We start from the raw sequence: 15981 nt of genomic DNA, 5'->3' as shown, positions 1-15981 counted from the left end.
GCAGTTCATCTGCGGCAAGGAAGCGAGCCAGGACGAGTTCTTCTTCACGTTCAACTCGCTGGTCGAGCAGAACAAGCAGATCATCCTGTCCTCGGAGAAGCCGCCGAGCGAGCTGCAGGATATCGAGGAGCGCATGCGCTCGCGGCTGGGCAGCGGCCTCGTCGCGGACATCCATTCCTCGACCTACGAGCTGCGCCTGTCGATCCTGCAGACCAAGGCCGAGAATGCCCGCGTGCCGGTGCCGACTGCCGTGCTCGAATTCCTCGCGCACAAGATCAGCACCAACATCCGTGAACTCGAAGGCGCACTGAACCGCGTCGTGGCGCACGGCCAGCTCATTGGCCGCGAGATCACCGTCGAGATGGCACAGGACGTCCTGCACGACCTGCTGCGCCAGGCCGACCGCAAGGTCACCGTCGACGAGATCCAGCAGCGGGTGGCCGCTCACTACAACATCAAGCTCGCCGAGATGAGTTCGCCGCGTCGTGCACGCTCGGTCGCCCGGCCGCGCCAGGTGGCGATGTATCTCGCCAAGCAGCTGACCACCCTCAGCCTGCCGCAGATCGGCAAGCGCTTCGGCAATCGCGACCATACGACCGTGATGCACGCCGTGCGCAAGATCGAGGAACTCAAGATTTCCGACCTTTCGATTGCAGAGGACGTGGAGTTGCTCAAGCGTCAGTTGCAAGGCTGACAAATCCCTCGCACGAGATGTGAAAAGGGGCCTTGCGGGGCCCCTTTTTGCGTCCGGCTACGGCCCCTAAACGCCTCAAATAACGGGCGAAATCGCTTCCCGCGGCTAGGCCGCGTGGTATACTTCGCCCCCGTTCCACCGTTGCGTTTCGCGGCCGGTGAAACGGGCCCAAAAAGCGAACCAATCCGGCCCTGACAACGGCGACCAAAACATGAAACTGACGATTGAACGGGCGGCCCTCTTGAAGGCCCTGGCCCATGTGCAGAGTGTCGTCGAGCGTCGGAACACGATCCCCATTCTCTCCAATGTGCTGATCACGGCGCAGAAGGGCCGTCTGAGCCTCGCCGCGACCGACATGGACCTCGCCATCACCGAGACGGTCGAGGCCAGTGCCAGCAAGACCGGCTCGACCACGGCGCCGGCCCATACGCTCTACGAAATCGTCCGCAAGCTGCCCGACGGCGCGCAGGTCGAGCTCGAGACCGCCTCCGACGGCGGCAGCCTGACGATCCGGGCGGGCCGGTCGCGCTTCACCCTGCAGTGCCTGCCGCCAGCCGATTTCCCGGCCATGACCGAAGGCGACCTGCCGCACCGCTTCCAGCTTCCGGCAACCGACCTCAAGGGCATCATCGACCGCACGCGGTTCGCGATCTCCAACGAAGAGACCCGCTACTACCTCAACGGCATCTACTTCCATGCCGCGACCGCCGGCGGCACCGAAGTGCTGCGCGGCGTGGCGACCGACGGCCACCGGCTGGCCCGGGTCGAGGTGCCGCTGCCCAAGGGCGCAGGCGAGATTCCCGGCGTGATCGTGCCGCGCAAGACCGTGGGCGAGGTGCGCAAGCTCCTCGACGAGAGCGACGGCTCCGTCGACATCGAGCTTTCCGACACGCGCATCCGCTTCGCCAGCGGCAACGTCACCCTGGTCAGCAAGCTGATCGACGGTACCTTCCCGGACTACGAACGGGTCATCCCGTCCGGCAACGACAAGGTCCTGAACGTGCCGTGCAAGGAGTTCGCGCACGCCGTCGACCGCGTCTCGACCATCTCCACGGAGAAGTCGCGTGCCATCAAGCTGGCAGTCGCCAAGGGCGTGGTCACGCTCTCGGCCACCAGCCCGGACGCCGGCAGCGCGACCGAGGAGATCGAGGTCGAGTACCAGGACACCGCACTCGAGATCGGCTTCAACTCGCGCTACCTGCTCGACATCACCGAACAGATTGCAGGCACCGAGGCTCGCTTCCTCATGGCTGACGCCGGCTCCCCCACCCTGGTGCGGGATGGCGCCGACGAGAGCGCGCTCTACGTGCTCATGCCGATGCGGGTATGACGGCAAGGGAATGACGGCAAGGGCCATCAACGCACTCGCCTACTCCTCCGACGCCGTATCTGGCGCTGCGCCGGCACTCCTCGCCGTGCGCCAGCTTCGCCTCAGCGATTTCCGCAATTACCGCCAGCTCCGCCTCGACTGCGGGCTGGAGCCCGTGGTTCTGGTCGGCGCCAACGGTGCCGGCAAGACCAACCTGCTCGAAGCCCTGTCCTTCCTGGCCCCCGGCCGCGGGCTGCGCCGCGCCCGGCTCGACGAGGTCTGCCACCGTCCGCGCACCAGCGTAGGCAACGACGATCCACCCGCCTCGTCCTGGGCCGTTGCCGCCACGCTCGACACGCCGGACGGCCGGATCGCCATCGGCACCGGCCTGGAGCCGGGACGCAACGAAGGCAGCCTGCCGCGCCGCGTGGTGCGCATCGACGGCCGGCCGGCACCGAGCCAGACCGCACTCGGCCGGCATGTCGCCGCCGTCTGGTTGACGCCGCAGCTCGACCGGCTGTTCCTCGACGGCGCCAGCGAGCGCCGGCGTTTCCTCGACCGGCTGGTGACGGCGCTGCATCCCGAGCATGCCGGCGACGTCGCGGCCTACGAGAACGCCCTGCGCCAGCGCGCGCGCCTGCTGGGCGAAGGCAATCGTGACCCGCACTGGTTCACGGCGCTGGAAGACACCATGGCACGCCATGGCGTGGCTCTGGCCGCTGCCCGGGCCGACACGGTGCAACGCCTCGATGCGGCTGCCCGGCTGGGCGTCGGCCCCTTCCCGCGCGCCTCACTCGCCATGGCAGGCGAAGTCGACGGCTGGCTGGCCACGATGGCGGCCATTGACGCCGAGGACCGGCTGCGCGGCGAATTGGCGGCCTCTCGCTTGCGCGATGCCGAAGCCGGTACCACATCTTGCGGGCCACATCGCAGCGACCTCGCGGTGCGCCATCTCGATCTCGATCTGCCGGCTGCCGAAGGCTCGACGGGCCAGCAGAAGGCCGTCCTCGTCTCGATCGCACTGGCGCATGCACGGCTGGTGACGCTGTCGCGCAGCCGGCCGCCGCTGCTGTTGCTCGATGAAATCGCGGCCCATCTCGATGCCGAGCGCCGCGTGGCGCTGTTCGACGAGGTGGTGGCGCTCGGCGTCCAGAGCTGGATGACGGGCACCGACGCCGAACTCTTTGCGCCGCTCGCCGGCCGCGCGCAGATCCTGCGCGTCGCCGACGGATCGATCGCGGCGATCTGACTCTCTTTCGCGAAAGCAGGACCATGAGCGACAAGAACGAAGAGATGCTGAACGCGGAAACCTACGATGCGGATTCCATCACGGTGCTGCGCGGCCTCGAAGCGGTGCGCAAGCGGCCGGGCATGTACATCGGTGACACCGACGACGGCAGCGGCCTGCACCACATGGTCTACGAGATCGTCGACAATGCGATCGACGAGGCGCTGGCAGGTTACTGCGACCGGGTCGGCGTCACCCTGCACGGCGACGGCTCGGTGACGGTCAGCGACAATGGCCGTGGCGTGCCTGTCGACATCCACAAGGAAGAGGGCATCTCGGCCGCCAGCGTCATCTTCACCCAGCTTCACGCCGGCGGAAAGTTCAACAGCAACAGCTACAAGGTCTCGGGCGGCCTGCACGGCGTCGGCGCCGCCGTCGTCAACGCCCTGTCGGAGTATCTCGACCTGCGCATCTGGCGCGCCGGCAAGGCATACTACATGCGATTCCGCGGCGGCGACGCCGAGAAGGACCTGCAGCTCATGGGCGACGCGCCCGATGGCAAGCGCGGCACCGAAGTGACCTTCCTGCCCTCGACCGAGATCTTCAGCAAGACCGACTTCGACTTCGCCACGCTCGAGCACCGGCTGCGCGAACTCGCCTTCCTGAACTCCGGCGTGCGTGTCGTGCTGACCGACGAGCGTGGCGCCGAACCCAAGGTCTCCGAACTGTTCTACGAAGGCGGCGTCGAGGCCTTCGCCAAGTATCTCGACCGCAACAAGTCGGTGCTGCACGATCCGCCGGTATCGATCCGCGGCGAGAAGGACGGCATCACCGTCGAAGTCGCGATGCAGTGGAACGACAGCTATCACGAGACGATGCTGTGCTTCACCAACAACATCCCGCAGCGCGACGGCGGCACGCATCTCGCAGGCTTCCGCGGCGCGCTGACGCGCACGCTGAACAAGTACGCCGACGAGGGCGGCATCTCCAAGAAGGAGAAGGTAAGCCTGACCGGCGACGATATGCGCGAAGGCCTGACCTGCGTGCTGTCGGTCAAGGTGCCGGATCCGAAGTTCTCCTCGCAGACCAAGGACAAGCTGGTCTCCTCCGAGGTGCGGCCGGTGGTCGAATCGGTGGTCGGCGACAAGCTCGGCCAATGGTTCGAGGAGCATCCGTCCGAGGCGAAGAAGATCCTGACTAAGGTGGTCGAGGCAGCCGCGGCCCGAGAGGCCGCGCGCAAGGCCCGCGAACTCACCCGCCGCAAGGGCGCGCTCGACGTCAGCTCGCTGCCCGGCAAGCTGGCCGACTGTCAGGAGCGCGATCCGGCGCTTTCCGAACTCTTCATCGTCGAGGGCGATTCGGCCGGCGGTTCGGCCAAGCAGGGCCGCAACCGCGCCAACCAGGCGATCCTGCCGTTGCGCGGCAAGATCCTGAACGTCGAGCGCGCGCGCTTCGACAAGATGCTGTCTTCGGCCGAAATCGGCACGCTGATCACGGCACTGGGCACTGGCATCGGCCACGACGATTTCGACCTGACGAAGCTGCGCTACCACAAGATCATCATCATGACCGACGCCGACGTGGACGGTTCCCACATCCGCACACTGCTGATGACGTTCTTCTATCGCCAGATGCGCTCCCTGATCGACGCGGGCCATCTCTACATTGCACAGCCGCCGCTGTTCAAAGCGGCCAAGGGCAAGTCGGCGATCTACCTCAAGGACGAACGCGCGCTCGACGATCATCTGATCCGGACCGGACTCGAAGGCGCGACGCTGAAGCTGGGCGGCGGCAGCGTCCAGGCCAGCGACGATCTGCGCCGCACCGTCGACATCGCCCGATCGGTCGCCAATCTGGTGAAGCCGCTCTCCTTGTCGCGCCGCGTCACCAGCCAGGCCGTGATCGAGCAGGCGGCCATCGCCGGCGCGATGAAGCCCGACGTGCTGCTCGATGAGACGCTCGCCAAGCAGACGGCCGACTATATCGCCCGCCGCCTCGACGTGGTGAGCCCGCCGCTGGAGCGCGGCTGGACCGGTGAGCCGACGCCTGATGGTGGGCTGGCCTTCACGCGCCGCCTGCGCGGCGTCACCGAGCGTCACGTGATCGACGGTCCTCTGATCAAGAGCGCCGAGGCGCGCAAACTCGATGCTCTGGCCGACGAGCTGCAGGCCGTCTATGTGCGGCCTGGCATCTTCGCCATCAAGGACAAGGAGACCACCGTCTCTTCACCCACCGAGCTGTTCGCCGCCGTGCTGGAAGCCGGCCGCAAAGGCGTCACGATCCAGCGCTACAAGGGCCTTGGCGAGATGAATCCCGACCAACTCTGGGAGACCACGCTCGACCCGGAGGCGCGTACGTTGTTGCAGGTCAGGATCAATCATGCTGACGAAGCGGACGAGATCTTCTCGACGCTGATGGGCGATGTCGTCGAGCCGCGCCGCGACTTCATCCAGGACAATGCACTCAAGGTGGCGAATCTCGATGTCTAGGCTCTTGGCGATGTCCGTCGCTGCTGCGGCGCTCCTCGTCGCGACAACGGGACTCGCATCGGCGCAAACGCAATCGACCGCGCCCTCCACCCATGGCGGGACCAAGCTCTCGTTCCCGGCGACCCTGGGCGGCGCCACGTTCGACCGCTCGGTCAACTACGCCGCGCCGCCCGCCAACAATCCCGGGCAAGGCATTGCCTACTACTATTCGACACCCAAGCGGCTGGTCGTCAGCGTACAGGTGTTCGACCTCGGCCGGCGCATTCCGGCCGGCAGCGAAAATCCAACGGTGACCGGCCAGTTCGACACCGAGCTCGCCTCCGCCGAGCAGCAATTCAAGTTTGCCGGCTATACGCAGTTCCAGAAGCCGTCGGTGCCGTCGACCTGCACGTACGGTTCAATCACCTTCCGCTGCGTGACCTATAGCGGCGTCACCCAGGGCAATCAGCGGATCTTCAGCAAGCTGTTGCTGACCGGCTTCCGCGAGAATTTCATCAAGATCAGGGTCGATTGGTCCCAAGCCCATCAGCAGACTTCTGCCGACGCCGACGCAGCCCTGCAGGCGTTCGTGCCGGCATTGATGCGCTGACCGTCAGTCGCGATCCGACTTCATCGCCTTTCCAGAACTGCGGCCACTAACGCTTCGACAGTGACCGCCGAATCGAGCCGCAGCACGGGCGCCGTCTGGGTTGCAAGCCACTTCTCGTGCTTCAAAAGACTGCGCTGCTCCAGCCCCGCGGTATCGTAGGCGGCGGCCCAGTCTAGGAAGGCAGCGCTGGTCTCCACCATGTCGCCGCCGGGCAGGACGCGCGCGCCATACCGTGCAACTTCGCGCTGTCTTATCCGCTCCATGCGGACAGACGGATCGAGCTGTAGAAAGACGATGAGATCGTAGAACGGCTCGATCGGGCCAGCCCATCCCACGGCCGAGCCCGAGAACACCCATTGCCCCGAGACCGGAAGCAGTTCGGCCACCAGGGCCGCACGGCTCGCTACCGACCGCTTCGTCGTGAAAGGGGGATCGGTCGGTCTCCAGAAGATCGTGTCGGCGTCGATGCGGGGATGGTCGAGGTGTGCCGCGAGGGCCACCCCGAGAGTCGTCGTGCCTGTGCCCGAGGCGCCGACGATGTGAATTCGCGCCATCCGCGGAGTTTACAGCACCATCTGCGTTTGCGTCACGACGGCGACCAATTTGCCTTCGGCGGTCGTGATACGGGTCTGCCAGACCATGGTGCGGCGGCCGCGATGAATCGGCGTCGTCTCGCCGATCACCGTGGTGCCGACCGGCGCCGGTCCCACGAAGTTGGTCTTGCTCTCGATTGTCGTCGTGCCCTTGCCCTCGGGCAGATTCAGCACAGTGGCTGCGGCGCCCAGCGTGTCGGCGAAGGCCATGACCGCGCCGCCGTGCAGGATGTCAGGCCGCGTGCAGAGATCGTGCCTGACGACCATCTCGGCCTTTACGCCCGTCTCGCTCGCGGCGGTGAACTTCAGCCCCAGCACCTTGGCGAAGGGCAGTTGGTGATCGTTCAGGAGCTGAAGCTTGTCCATTGTCTACTCCGTTAGTGGGCAGCCGAACCGAGGCGGCGCAGGCCGAGATATTCCAGGATGGCGAGATCGGCCACGATCAACGCCACGACGACGATGCCCGCGATACCGGCCGTGGTCCACGTCGCCGGCAGAGCCAGCACCAGGGCGCTCACGACCACCCAGGCGATGTCGGCTGCGAAGATGAATCGGATCAGCCCCAGCGGTAGGTTCGGCCGCGCGGCAGCCCAGCCGCAGACCGCACCGAAGGCCACGATGCCCAGCCCCAGCAGCTCCAGCACGACCGCGAGGTCGAGACCCAGCACTGCGACCGGCCCATGCGTTGCGGCACTGGCAAACGGACCAGCGAAGGCGGCCAACACCGCTCCCGAAATCACGGAGAAGGCGGCGTTGCCCCACAGGGTGCGGCGCAGCAGGCGGTCAGATGAAGCGTTCATGTTGTCCTCCTATTGTGTTGCGGACACCCTGGAGATCGCATCGGACCGACCCTCTCTCAATTATCCAGGAGGTAATCGGCGAGGCGGCGGCCGGGTGGTAGGGTCCTGCCCATGATGCGCACCCTCTCCGCCTCTAGCTCCGCCGCCGACGGCACCGCCCGGACGGCCTCCCAACCCGACATCTTCGGCCCGATGCTGCGGGCGTGGCGTCGACGCCGGGGCGCCAGCCAGCTCTCGCTCGCGCTGCAGTCCGGCGTCTCGCAACGCCATGTCAGCTTCCTGGAGTCCGGCCGCGCCCGGCCCAGCCGCGAGATGGTGGTCCAGCTCTCGACAGCCCTCGACGTGCCGTTGCGCCAGCGCAACGCCATGCTCCTGGCCGCGGGCTTCGCGCCAGCCTATCGCGAGAGCAATCTCACTGCCCCCGAGCTTGCGCCGGTGCGTCAGGCGATCGACCGCATGCTGAAGCAACAGGAGCCCTACCCTGCCGTCGTCATCGACCGGCTGTGGAACCTGCTGGACGCCAACGAGGCGGCCAACGCCTTCACCGTCTTCCTGAGCGAAGGCCCGCCGCCGCCACCTCCGCCCGGCAAGCAGCCCAACCTGCTACGCAACCTGCTCGATCCCAAGGGGCTGCGTCCCAAGCTAGCCAATTGGGAAGAGGTCGCGCGCTATCTCGTCTCGACGACCTACGCGGAGATCCTGGCCGATGGCGGCGAGCCAAAGGCGCTCGCCTTCATCGAGGAGGTCATGGCCTATCCCGACGTGCCGGCGTCGTTCCGCAAGCTGCGCTTCGAGGACCGGCCACCGCCGGTCCTCACGCTCGACTTCATCGTCGGCGGCAAGTCGCTGTCGGTCTTCACGACCATCGCCACTCTCGGCACGCCGCAGGACGTCACCCTCCAGGAAGTGCGCATAGAATGCTTCTTCCCGGCCGATGACCGCAGCGACGCGCTGTTCAGGAGCCTCGCCGCGAAGCGCTGAGGCTTGGCTGGAGGTCGTTAGAACTTCACCTGACCCGACTTTCCGGCATCCGTCTTGATGACGAGCGTGATGGCGGCGTCGGGCGCCAGGCGGTTCTTGGCCTCTCCCTTCAAGGCCGTCTCACCAGTTGGCGTGAGCTGCACCGTCTCGCGATTGCCGCCGGAGACGATCAGCACCGAACCGCTGTAGCCTTTGGTGCTGAGCGCTTTGCTATCCTCGCCGAAGGCATAGATGGTGATCGTTCGATCGTTGACGATCAGCTCGGCGTGAATGCCGGCCACGTCCTGCATCTTGCCGCCGTTGGGGCCCTTCATGTTGGCATGGTTATGCTGATGTTGGGCGAACGCCAGGCCCGTCCACAGCAGCAACGGCACCGTCAGCAAAAGTCTCCTCATTCTTCTCTCCTCTTTGGGTTTTCTTGTCACGGTTGAAGAGCGCATAAAGCGCGGGCAGGACCACGAGCGTCAGGATCGTGGACGAGATGATGCCGCCGATGACGACGGTCGCTAGCGGCCGCTGTACTTCCGCTCCCGGTCCCGTGGCGATCGCCATGGGTACGAAGCCGAGCGAGGCGACCAGCGCCGTCATCAGCACGGGACGCAGGCGTCGCATGGCGCCCTGGCGTATTGCGTCGCCGACTAGCAGGCCGTCGGCGCGCAGCCGTTGGATGAAGGAAATGATCACCAGCCCGTTCAGCACGGCCACGCCGCTCAAGGCGATGAAGCCGACACCGGCGCTGATTGAGAGCGGGATGTCGCGCAGAACGAGGGCCGCGACACCGCCGGTCAGCGCCAACGGCACGCCGCTGAACACCAGGGCCGCGTCGCTGATCGAGTTCAGGCTCATGCAGAGCAGCACGAAGATCAGCAGCAGGGCGACCGGCACCACGATTGCCAGCCGCTGCGAGGCCGCGACGAGCTGCTCGAACTGGCCGCCCCAGCCGATCCAGTAGCCGGCCGGCATCTTCACCTTCTCGGCGACCTGCCGCTGGACTTCGGCCACGAAGGAACCGAGGTCGCGGTCGCGCACATTGGCCGAGACGACGACGCGGCGCTTGCCGTTCTCGCGGCTGATCTGGTTGGGGCCGGGCGCGGTCTCGATCTCGGCCACGGCCGACAGCGGCACGTAGGGCGCTGCCGCGACCAGCCCGGTCTGGGTAATCGGCCGGCGGCCAGGATCCCCCGTCGTGCCGGTCGGCTGCGGCGGCACGGGAATGGGCAGCGACGCCAGCGCGTCCATATCGACGCGCATGTGTTCGGGCAGGCGCATCACGATGTCGAAGCGCCGGTCGCCCTCGAAGATCAGGCCGGCATCCTTGCCGCCGACCGCGATCTCGACCACCTCCTGCAGCTCGGCGAGGCTGATGCCATAGCGCGCCAGGGCCGCGCGATTGGGTTTCACGGTCAGCACCGGCAGGCCGGTGACCTGCTCGGTCTTCGTGTCGGCCGCGCCCGGCACACTCTGAACGACAGCCTGCACCTTGTTGGCAATGGACAGGAGCGTGTCGAGATCGTCGCCGAAGATCTTCACGCCGAGATCGCTGCGCACACCGGAGATCAGCTCGTTGAAGCGCATCTGGATGGGCTGCGTGAACTCGTAGTTGTTGCCGGGGATCTGCTCGACCCGCTTCTCGATGGCTGCAACCAGGTCGGCCTTGGACCGCTTGGGGTCCGGCCACTGGTCGCGCGGCTTCAACAGGATGAAGTTGTCCGCCACGTTGGGCGGCATCGGGTCGGTGGCGACCTCGGCCGTGCCGATCTTGGCCGCCACTTCCTTGACCTCCCGAAACTCCAGGATCGCCTTCTCCAGCGCTTCCTGCATCTGCACCGACTGGCTGAGGCTGGTGCCGGGAATGCGCATCGCGTGCATGGCGATGTCGCCCTCGTCGAGCGAGGGAATGAACTCGCCGCCCATGCGCGAGGCCGCGACGCCGCTCACCACGACCAGCAAGGCAGCAAGGCCCACGATCACGTAGCGCAGGCGGATCGCCTGTTCGAGCACCGGCGCGTAGAGCCGGAGCGCACCGCGCATGAAGAAGTTCTCCTTCTCCGAGACGCGACCAGTCACCAGCAGCGCGACGGCGGCCGGAACCAGGGTCATGGAGAGGATCGCCGCGCCCAGCAACGCCATCAGCACCGTGATCGCCATGGGCGTGAACATCTTCCCTTCCACACCGGTCAGGGTGAGGATGGGCAGATAGACGACGCCGATGATCAGCGTTCCGAACAGGCTCGGCCGAATGACTTCCCTGGCGCCGGCCAGAATCGTCGCGAAACGTTCTGTTCGCGTGAGGATGCGACCTCGCCGATGTTGCTCCTCGGCCAGAAGCCGCAGGCAGTTCTCGACCACGATCACCGCCCCGTCGACGATGATGCCGAAGTCGATGGCGCCGAGGCTCATCAGGTTGGCGCTGATCCTGTTCTCGACCATGCCGGTGATGGTGAAGAGCATCGACAGGGGAATGACGCAGGCCGTCACGAAGGCGGCGCGGAAGTTGCCCAGGATCAGGAACAGCACGACGACGACCAGCAGGGCGCCTTCGAGCAGGTTCTTCTCGACCGTCCAGATGGTCGCGTCGACGAGCTTGGTGCGGTCGTAGAGCGCACGTGCCACCACGCCATCGGGCAACGACCGGCCAATCTCTTCCAGTTTGGCGGCCACGCGCTGCGCGGCCGTGCGGCTGTTGTCGCCGATCAGCAGCATCGTGGTGCCGATCACGGCTTCCCTGCCGTCGAGCGTCGCCGCACCGGTCCGGAGGTCCGTGCCTTCCTTGACCTCGGCGATATCGCCGACGCGGATCGGCACGCCACCGCGCGACCCCACGACGATGTTGCGGATTTCCTCGAGGTTGCTCACCTGGCCCGGCGTGCGCACCAGATACTGCTCGCCGTTACGCTCGATATAGCCCGCACCGACATTGGCGTTGTGCGTCACCAGCGCCGCCATCATGTCGCGGAAGGTGAGCTTGTAGGCCATCAGCTTCGCGGGATCGGGCAGCACGTGAAACTGCTTCTCGTAACCACCGATGGTGTTGACCTCGACGATGCCCGGCACGGTGCGAAGCTGAGGCTTGATGATCCAGTCCTGGATCGTGCGCAGGTCGGTCGCCGTATAGGGCTCGCCGTCGGGCTTCTTCGCATCCGGCTTGGCCTCGACGGCGTACATGTAGATCTCGCCCAGGCCAGTGGAGACCGGACCCATCGAGGTCTCCGTGCCGGGCGGCAGCTTGTCCTTGGCCTGCTGGATGCGCTCATTCACGAGCTGCCGGGCGAAGTAGATATCGGTGCCATCCTTGAAGACGACCGTCACCTGGCTGAGGCCATAACGCGACAGGGAACGCGTGTACTCGAGCTTCGGCAGGCCGCCCATCGCCGTTTCCAGCGGGAAGGTGATGCGCTGCTCGACCTCTAGCGGCGAGTAGCCCGGCGCCAGCGAGTTGACCTGCACCTGGACGTTGGTGATGTCCGGCACGGCGTCGATCGGCAGGCGCGTGAAGTTCCAGGCACCCAGCGCACCCACCGCGATGGCCGCGATGATGACCAGCCAGCGGTTCTGGATCGAGAAGGCAAGGATACGGTCGATCATTGCCCTGCTCCCAAGCTCACGCCCTCAGTGCTCATGGGCCGCGCTGCCCTTGCCGATCTCGGCCTTGATCACGAAGCTGTTCTTCGCAGCGTAGGTGTCGCCTGCCATCAGGCCGAACTTGACCTCGATCCAGTCGGCATCGCGCCCTCCCAGCTCGACCTCGCGGGCTGTGAACGTCTCGCCCTCGCGGACGAAGACCACGGTCTTGCCCTCGAGCGTCTGGATCGCACTCGACTTGATGGCGACATCGACCGGCGTCGCGGAGAGCACGACACGGCCATCGACGAACAGGCCCGGCCGCAGCCGGCCGTCGTTGGGCACGACGGCGCGGGCAACCGAGGACTGCGTGTCGCTGGTGCCCAGCGGCGAGACGTAGTCGATCCTGGACTCGATGGTCGAACCGCCATCCTCGACGTCGATGGCGACGGGGTCGCCCACCCGCACCCGCGCGAAGTCGCGGCGATAGACGGCGAAGTCGATCCACATGGTCGAGAGGTCGGCAATGGTGAAGAGCGGTCGGGCTTCCGAAGCGAACTCACCCAGGGTGCCGTCGCGATCGATGATTGTGCCGTCGATCGGGGCTTTCAGTTCGTAGGTCGTGAGGCTCTGGTTGCTTTCGACGGTGGCCAGCACTTCGTCCTTCTTCACCTTGTCGCCCAGTCGCTTGCGCATGCTGCGCACGACACCGGGGAAACGCGGCGTCACCTTCACCAGGGTCTCCTGGTTGGGCTGGATGATGCCGTTCAGCCTCAGGACTTCACGCAGCTCGCGCGGACCCGCCTGGAGAAGCTCGATGCCCGCGGCCGCGACTTGCGCATCGCTGAGCTTCACGCCCTCTTCGTCGTGCCCGTGGCCTTTCTCTTCGTGGCCCTTGGACGCGACAGGCTTTGCCGCCTGACCGAACTTCGCGCCGAAAACGTAGTAGGCCGACGCTCCCAGGGCCGCGACGCAAACCACGGCAACGAGGAGAATTCTCAGCGCCTTTATCATCGCGCCCTCCCTTGGTTTGCGGGGCTGCCGATCAACCCTTCGATGGTCGCGATGGACGTGTGAAAGCTCGCCAGCGCTTCGTGCTCCAGAAGCTCGGCATCGGCGACGGTGCGGTAGGCATCGAGGATTTCGAGCAGGGTGAAGCGGCCCTGGCCGTAGCCCTCTTCGATCGTCTTCAACGAGGCGCGCGCCGCTGGAAGGATCGTCTTGCGCAGCAGATCGAGCTGCTGCAGCGTGCCGTTGGCCGTGTCGTGCGCCTTGCCGATGATCGCGATCAGCGTGAGGCGGTTGATGGCGCGTTCGGCGCCGGTCTTCTGCACCGATTCCTGGGCTTCGCGGATGGCGCCTTTGTTACGATCGATCACGTTGATCGGGATCGAGACACCGAAGCGGACGCCGTTGTCGTTGGTCTCGGTATAGTGCCGCCACGCCACGCTGGCCGTGATGTCCGGCAGAGGCTTCAGGCGCGCCGACAGCAAATCGCCGTCGCGCTGGGCACGTATCGCCGACCAGCGCATGAGCTGCGGATTGTCCTCGATGGCGCGAATGAGCGTATCGAGCGGCGCCGGCCTGACGAGACGGCCGAAATCGCCAGCGACAGTGGCAAAAGTCGGCTGGTCCAGGCTCATGAGGGCAGCAAGGTCCCGCCGCGCCACGGCCAGCGAGGTTCGCGCGCGCTCGCGTTCGAAACGCACGAGGCCGACGGCGGCCTGAGTGCGCGAGACTTCGGAGGGTGAGGAAGCGCCGGCTTCGACCCGTCGCTGCATAAGCGGCACCAGTTTTTCCAGGGCGCCGGCCTGCCGTTCGAGGAGCTGGATGCGGCGCTGCACCGACAAGGCCTCGACGAAGGCAATCGTCGTCTCTGAGAGGAGTTCGAGGCGCGCCGCTTCGCGCTCCCAGCGGGCGGCGTCGTAATCGCCCAACGCGGCCTGGACGCGCGCGCCACGCTTGCCTCCCAATTCGATGAGCTGGCTCAGCATCAGCGTCATCTCGGGCGTGCCGGTGAAACTGCTCTGGCCTTGGCCGAAATTGTCGACTTCGACGCCGACCGTGGGATTCGGCAGGGCGTTCGCCTGCTCGCGCCGACCATCGGCCATGCCGATGTTCCGGTCGGCCACGGCGATGCGCGGATTGGCGTTGGCAGCGCGTTGCAGGGCTTGCTGCAGGGTCAGCGGACCAGTGGCCTTTTGGCCCTGCCCCTGATTTTGACCCAGCGCAGGCCACGACCATGCGACGGCGCACGCCGCAAGAAGCGCCCAGATGGCACGAATTGTCATCGACGAAACCCAAAGGACCAGTGTTCGACGTGCCGCCTTCTCAGCAGGCGGCAAGGAGAGGAACGACTAGGTCAGGGCTCGAGGAGGTGGAGAGTCTGCGTGCGGGGAGAACGGCAGGAGGCCTGCCACGACGGCCGCCGGCACGACATGAGGCGTATGCGGCAGCATGATCGCAGAGGCCGTCGCCAGCAGTGGAACAACGGAGCAGAAGTGGCACTGCTCCACGGTCATGCCGACATCGTCGGCCGAACCATCATCGCCCGTGACGTCGAGAACGACGGCGACGGGCCCGATCTCGCGGGCCGAGGCGGTGCCACAAACATGAAACACAGTGACCAGCGCCACCATCAAAGCGCAGAGAAGCCGCAGCAAGGCTGCGGGCTGCACCATGACACCAAGCGAGGAGACGCTACTGCTCACGGCGCGGAGTGAACGCGAGGACCGACGCCCCGTCAACACGACAGGAGACATGAATTGTCGCATGCAGGATTGTTGAGCGCAGATATTCATACATTTGAATATCTGTTCAACCATTACCAGATGACTGTCAACCCTCCGGCGCGATCGACATCTCGAAGCGCTCCGTCGCTCCCGGCTCGATCGAGACCATGCCGGGTTTGTCCGCCAGTTCGCCGTCGAACGCTTCGGGACTGGCATAGCCTTGCCAAGGCTCGATGCAGACATAACCCGCGCCGGGCTTGGTCCAGATGCCAAGATGCGGCATGCGCGGGAAGCTCACCCGGAGAGAGCTATGGCCCGGTGCGCCATAGACCAGGCTACGGCTTTCCAGCCTGTCGAAAATCAGCGCATCGTCGCGAAACAACTCATCACGCAAGGCGAGCCGCCGGCCCCGGACGGGTGTCGGATGCAGGACCGGGCTCAGCAGGTTGTTGGCGAGCCGGCGCACCGGCGCGGGCTCATCGCGCTCGAAGACGATTTCGTGTGCCTCGCGCGGCGCACCGGATGGCAGCGGCCAGCGCAAGGCCGGATGGAAGCCGAACGACGCTGGCATGGCTCTATCGCCCTTGTTCGTCACTTCGGCGGTCATCTGCAGCGCGCCGCCTTCGATCCGGTAGATGACATCGAGGCGAAACTCGAACGGATACTGCCGGCGCGTTGCCTCGCTGGCTTCGAGCCGCCAGACGCAGCGTGTCTTCTCCGCCGTCACCAGCGCGAAGCGCGAGGTGCGCGTGAAGCCGTGGCGCGGGATCTCGTAGATCTTGCCTTCGACCCTGATCTTCTTGTCCTTGGTCTCGCCGACCAGCGGGAACAACAGGGGCGCACGACCGGCCCACACAGCGGGATCGCCGCTCCACAACAGGTCCGAACCGTCACGGTCCTGTAGCCTTTGAAGCTCTGCCCCTGCGGCGGAAATCTGGGCGCTGAGCGCGGAGTCCGATATCGAAACGAGGTCAACCATGCCGCATTCTGCGCGGCCCCGTGCGC

The 15981-nt window shown here is 65.9% G+C and carries 15 protein-coding genes; 6 read left to right on the top strand and 9 right to left on the bottom strand.

The window, feature by feature from the left end:
* From EPO50_RS07580 to EPO50_RS07560, 5 genes are all read left to right on the top strand, one after another.
* Positions 1-694, top strand: a 694-nt coding sequence (locus EPO50_RS07580; RefSeq protein ID WP_296342576.1) for a chromosomal replication initiator protein DnaA, incomplete at its 5' end; no start/stop codon positions are given.
* Between the two features lie 211 nt (positions 695-905).
* Positions 906-2024, top strand: a complete 1119-nt coding sequence (gene dnaN, locus EPO50_RS07575) for a DNA polymerase III subunit beta (RefSeq protein WP_296342574.1) — start codon at positions 906-908, stop codon at positions 2022-2024.
* Between the two features lie 10 nt (positions 2025-2034).
* Positions 2035-3252, top strand: coding sequence for a DNA replication/repair protein RecF (gene recF / locus EPO50_RS07570; protein ID WP_296342572.1), 1218 nt, complete (start codon positions 2035-2037; stop codon positions 3250-3252).
* Between the two features lie 23 nt (positions 3253-3275).
* The gene (gyrB, locus tag EPO50_RS07565; RefSeq protein ID WP_296342570.1) at positions 3276-5720 is read left to right on the top strand and encodes a DNA topoisomerase (ATP-hydrolyzing) subunit B; all 2445 of its coding nucleotides are present in this window, start codon (positions 3276-3278) and stop codon (positions 5718-5720) included.
* A gap of 10 nt (positions 5721-5730) precedes the next feature.
* Entirely contained in the window at positions 5731-6309 is a 579-nt protein-coding gene (locus EPO50_RS07560) for a hypothetical protein (RefSeq protein WP_296342568.1), read from the top strand.
* A gap of 20 nt (positions 6310-6329) precedes the next feature.
* Here EPO50_RS07560 and EPO50_RS07555 read toward each other — a convergent pair whose 3' ends face one another.
* From EPO50_RS07555 to EPO50_RS07545, 3 genes are read right to left on the bottom strand one after another with little or no spacing between them, the layout of a single operon-like run.
* Positions 6330-6863 (bottom strand): adenylate kinase, encoded by a 534-nt coding sequence (locus tag EPO50_RS07555; RefSeq protein WP_296342567.1) that lies wholly within the window; start codon positions 6861-6863, stop codon positions 6330-6332.
* A gap of 9 nt (positions 6864-6872) precedes the next feature.
* On the bottom strand, positions 6873-7268 hold the full coding sequence (locus EPO50_RS07550; RefSeq protein ID WP_296342565.1) for a PaaI family thioesterase: 396 nt from the start codon (positions 7266-7268) through the stop codon (positions 6873-6875).
* Positions 7269-7279: 11 nt separating this feature from the next.
* The gene (locus tag EPO50_RS07545; protein ID WP_296342563.1) at positions 7280-7702 is read right to left on the bottom strand and encodes a hypothetical protein; all 423 of its coding nucleotides are present in this window, start codon (positions 7700-7702) and stop codon (positions 7280-7282) included.
* Between the two features lie 111 nt (positions 7703-7813).
* Between EPO50_RS07545 and EPO50_RS07540 the strand changes: the two genes are divergently transcribed.
* Positions 7814-8683, top strand: a complete 870-nt coding sequence (locus EPO50_RS07540) for a helix-turn-helix transcriptional regulator (RefSeq protein ID WP_296342561.1) — start codon at positions 7814-7816, stop codon at positions 8681-8683.
* 17 nt (positions 8684-8700) lie between these two features.
* On the opposite strand, the gene EPO50_RS07535 is transcribed toward EPO50_RS07540, so the two are convergent.
* From EPO50_RS07535 to EPO50_RS07510, 6 genes are all read right to left on the bottom strand, one after another.
* Entirely contained in the window at positions 8701-9078 is a 378-nt protein-coding gene (locus EPO50_RS07535; protein WP_296342559.1) for a hypothetical protein, read from the bottom strand.
* Positions 9008-12268: a CusA/CzcA family heavy metal efflux RND transporter gene (locus EPO50_RS07530; RefSeq protein ID WP_296342558.1), complete on the bottom strand. Its 3261-nt coding sequence runs from the start codon at positions 12266-12268 to the stop codon at positions 9008-9010. The genes EPO50_RS07535 and EPO50_RS07530 overlap by 71 nt, the downstream gene beginning before the upstream one ends.
* Positions 12269-12292: 24 nt before the next feature.
* The gene (ihpB, locus tag EPO50_RS07525; protein ID WP_296342556.1) at positions 12293-13258 is read right to left on the bottom strand and encodes a divalent metal ion exporter adaptor subunit IhpB; all 966 of its coding nucleotides are present in this window, start codon (positions 13256-13258) and stop codon (positions 12293-12295) included.
* Positions 13255-14535: a TolC family protein gene (locus tag EPO50_RS07520; RefSeq protein ID WP_296342554.1), complete on the bottom strand. Its 1281-nt coding sequence runs from the start codon at positions 14533-14535 to the stop codon at positions 13255-13257. Before EPO50_RS07520 ends, ihpB begins: the two co-directional genes overlap by 4 nt.
* 66 nt (positions 14536-14601) lie before the next feature.
* Positions 14602-14955, bottom strand: coding sequence for a hypothetical protein (locus EPO50_RS07515; protein WP_296342552.1), 354 nt, complete (start codon positions 14953-14955; stop codon positions 14602-14604).
* Between the two features lie 127 nt (positions 14956-15082).
* Positions 15083-15955, bottom strand: coding sequence for an aldose 1-epimerase family protein (locus EPO50_RS07510; RefSeq protein WP_296342551.1), 873 nt, complete (start codon positions 15953-15955; stop codon positions 15083-15085).
* Positions 15956-15981: the final 26 nt, after the last annotated feature.

Source organism: Reyranella sp. (assembly GCF_004297405.1).
Taxonomy (GTDB): Bacteria; Pseudomonadota; Alphaproteobacteria; order Reyranellales; family Reyranellaceae; genus Reyranella.
This window is presented reverse-complemented; position numbering and strand designations above follow the sequence as displayed.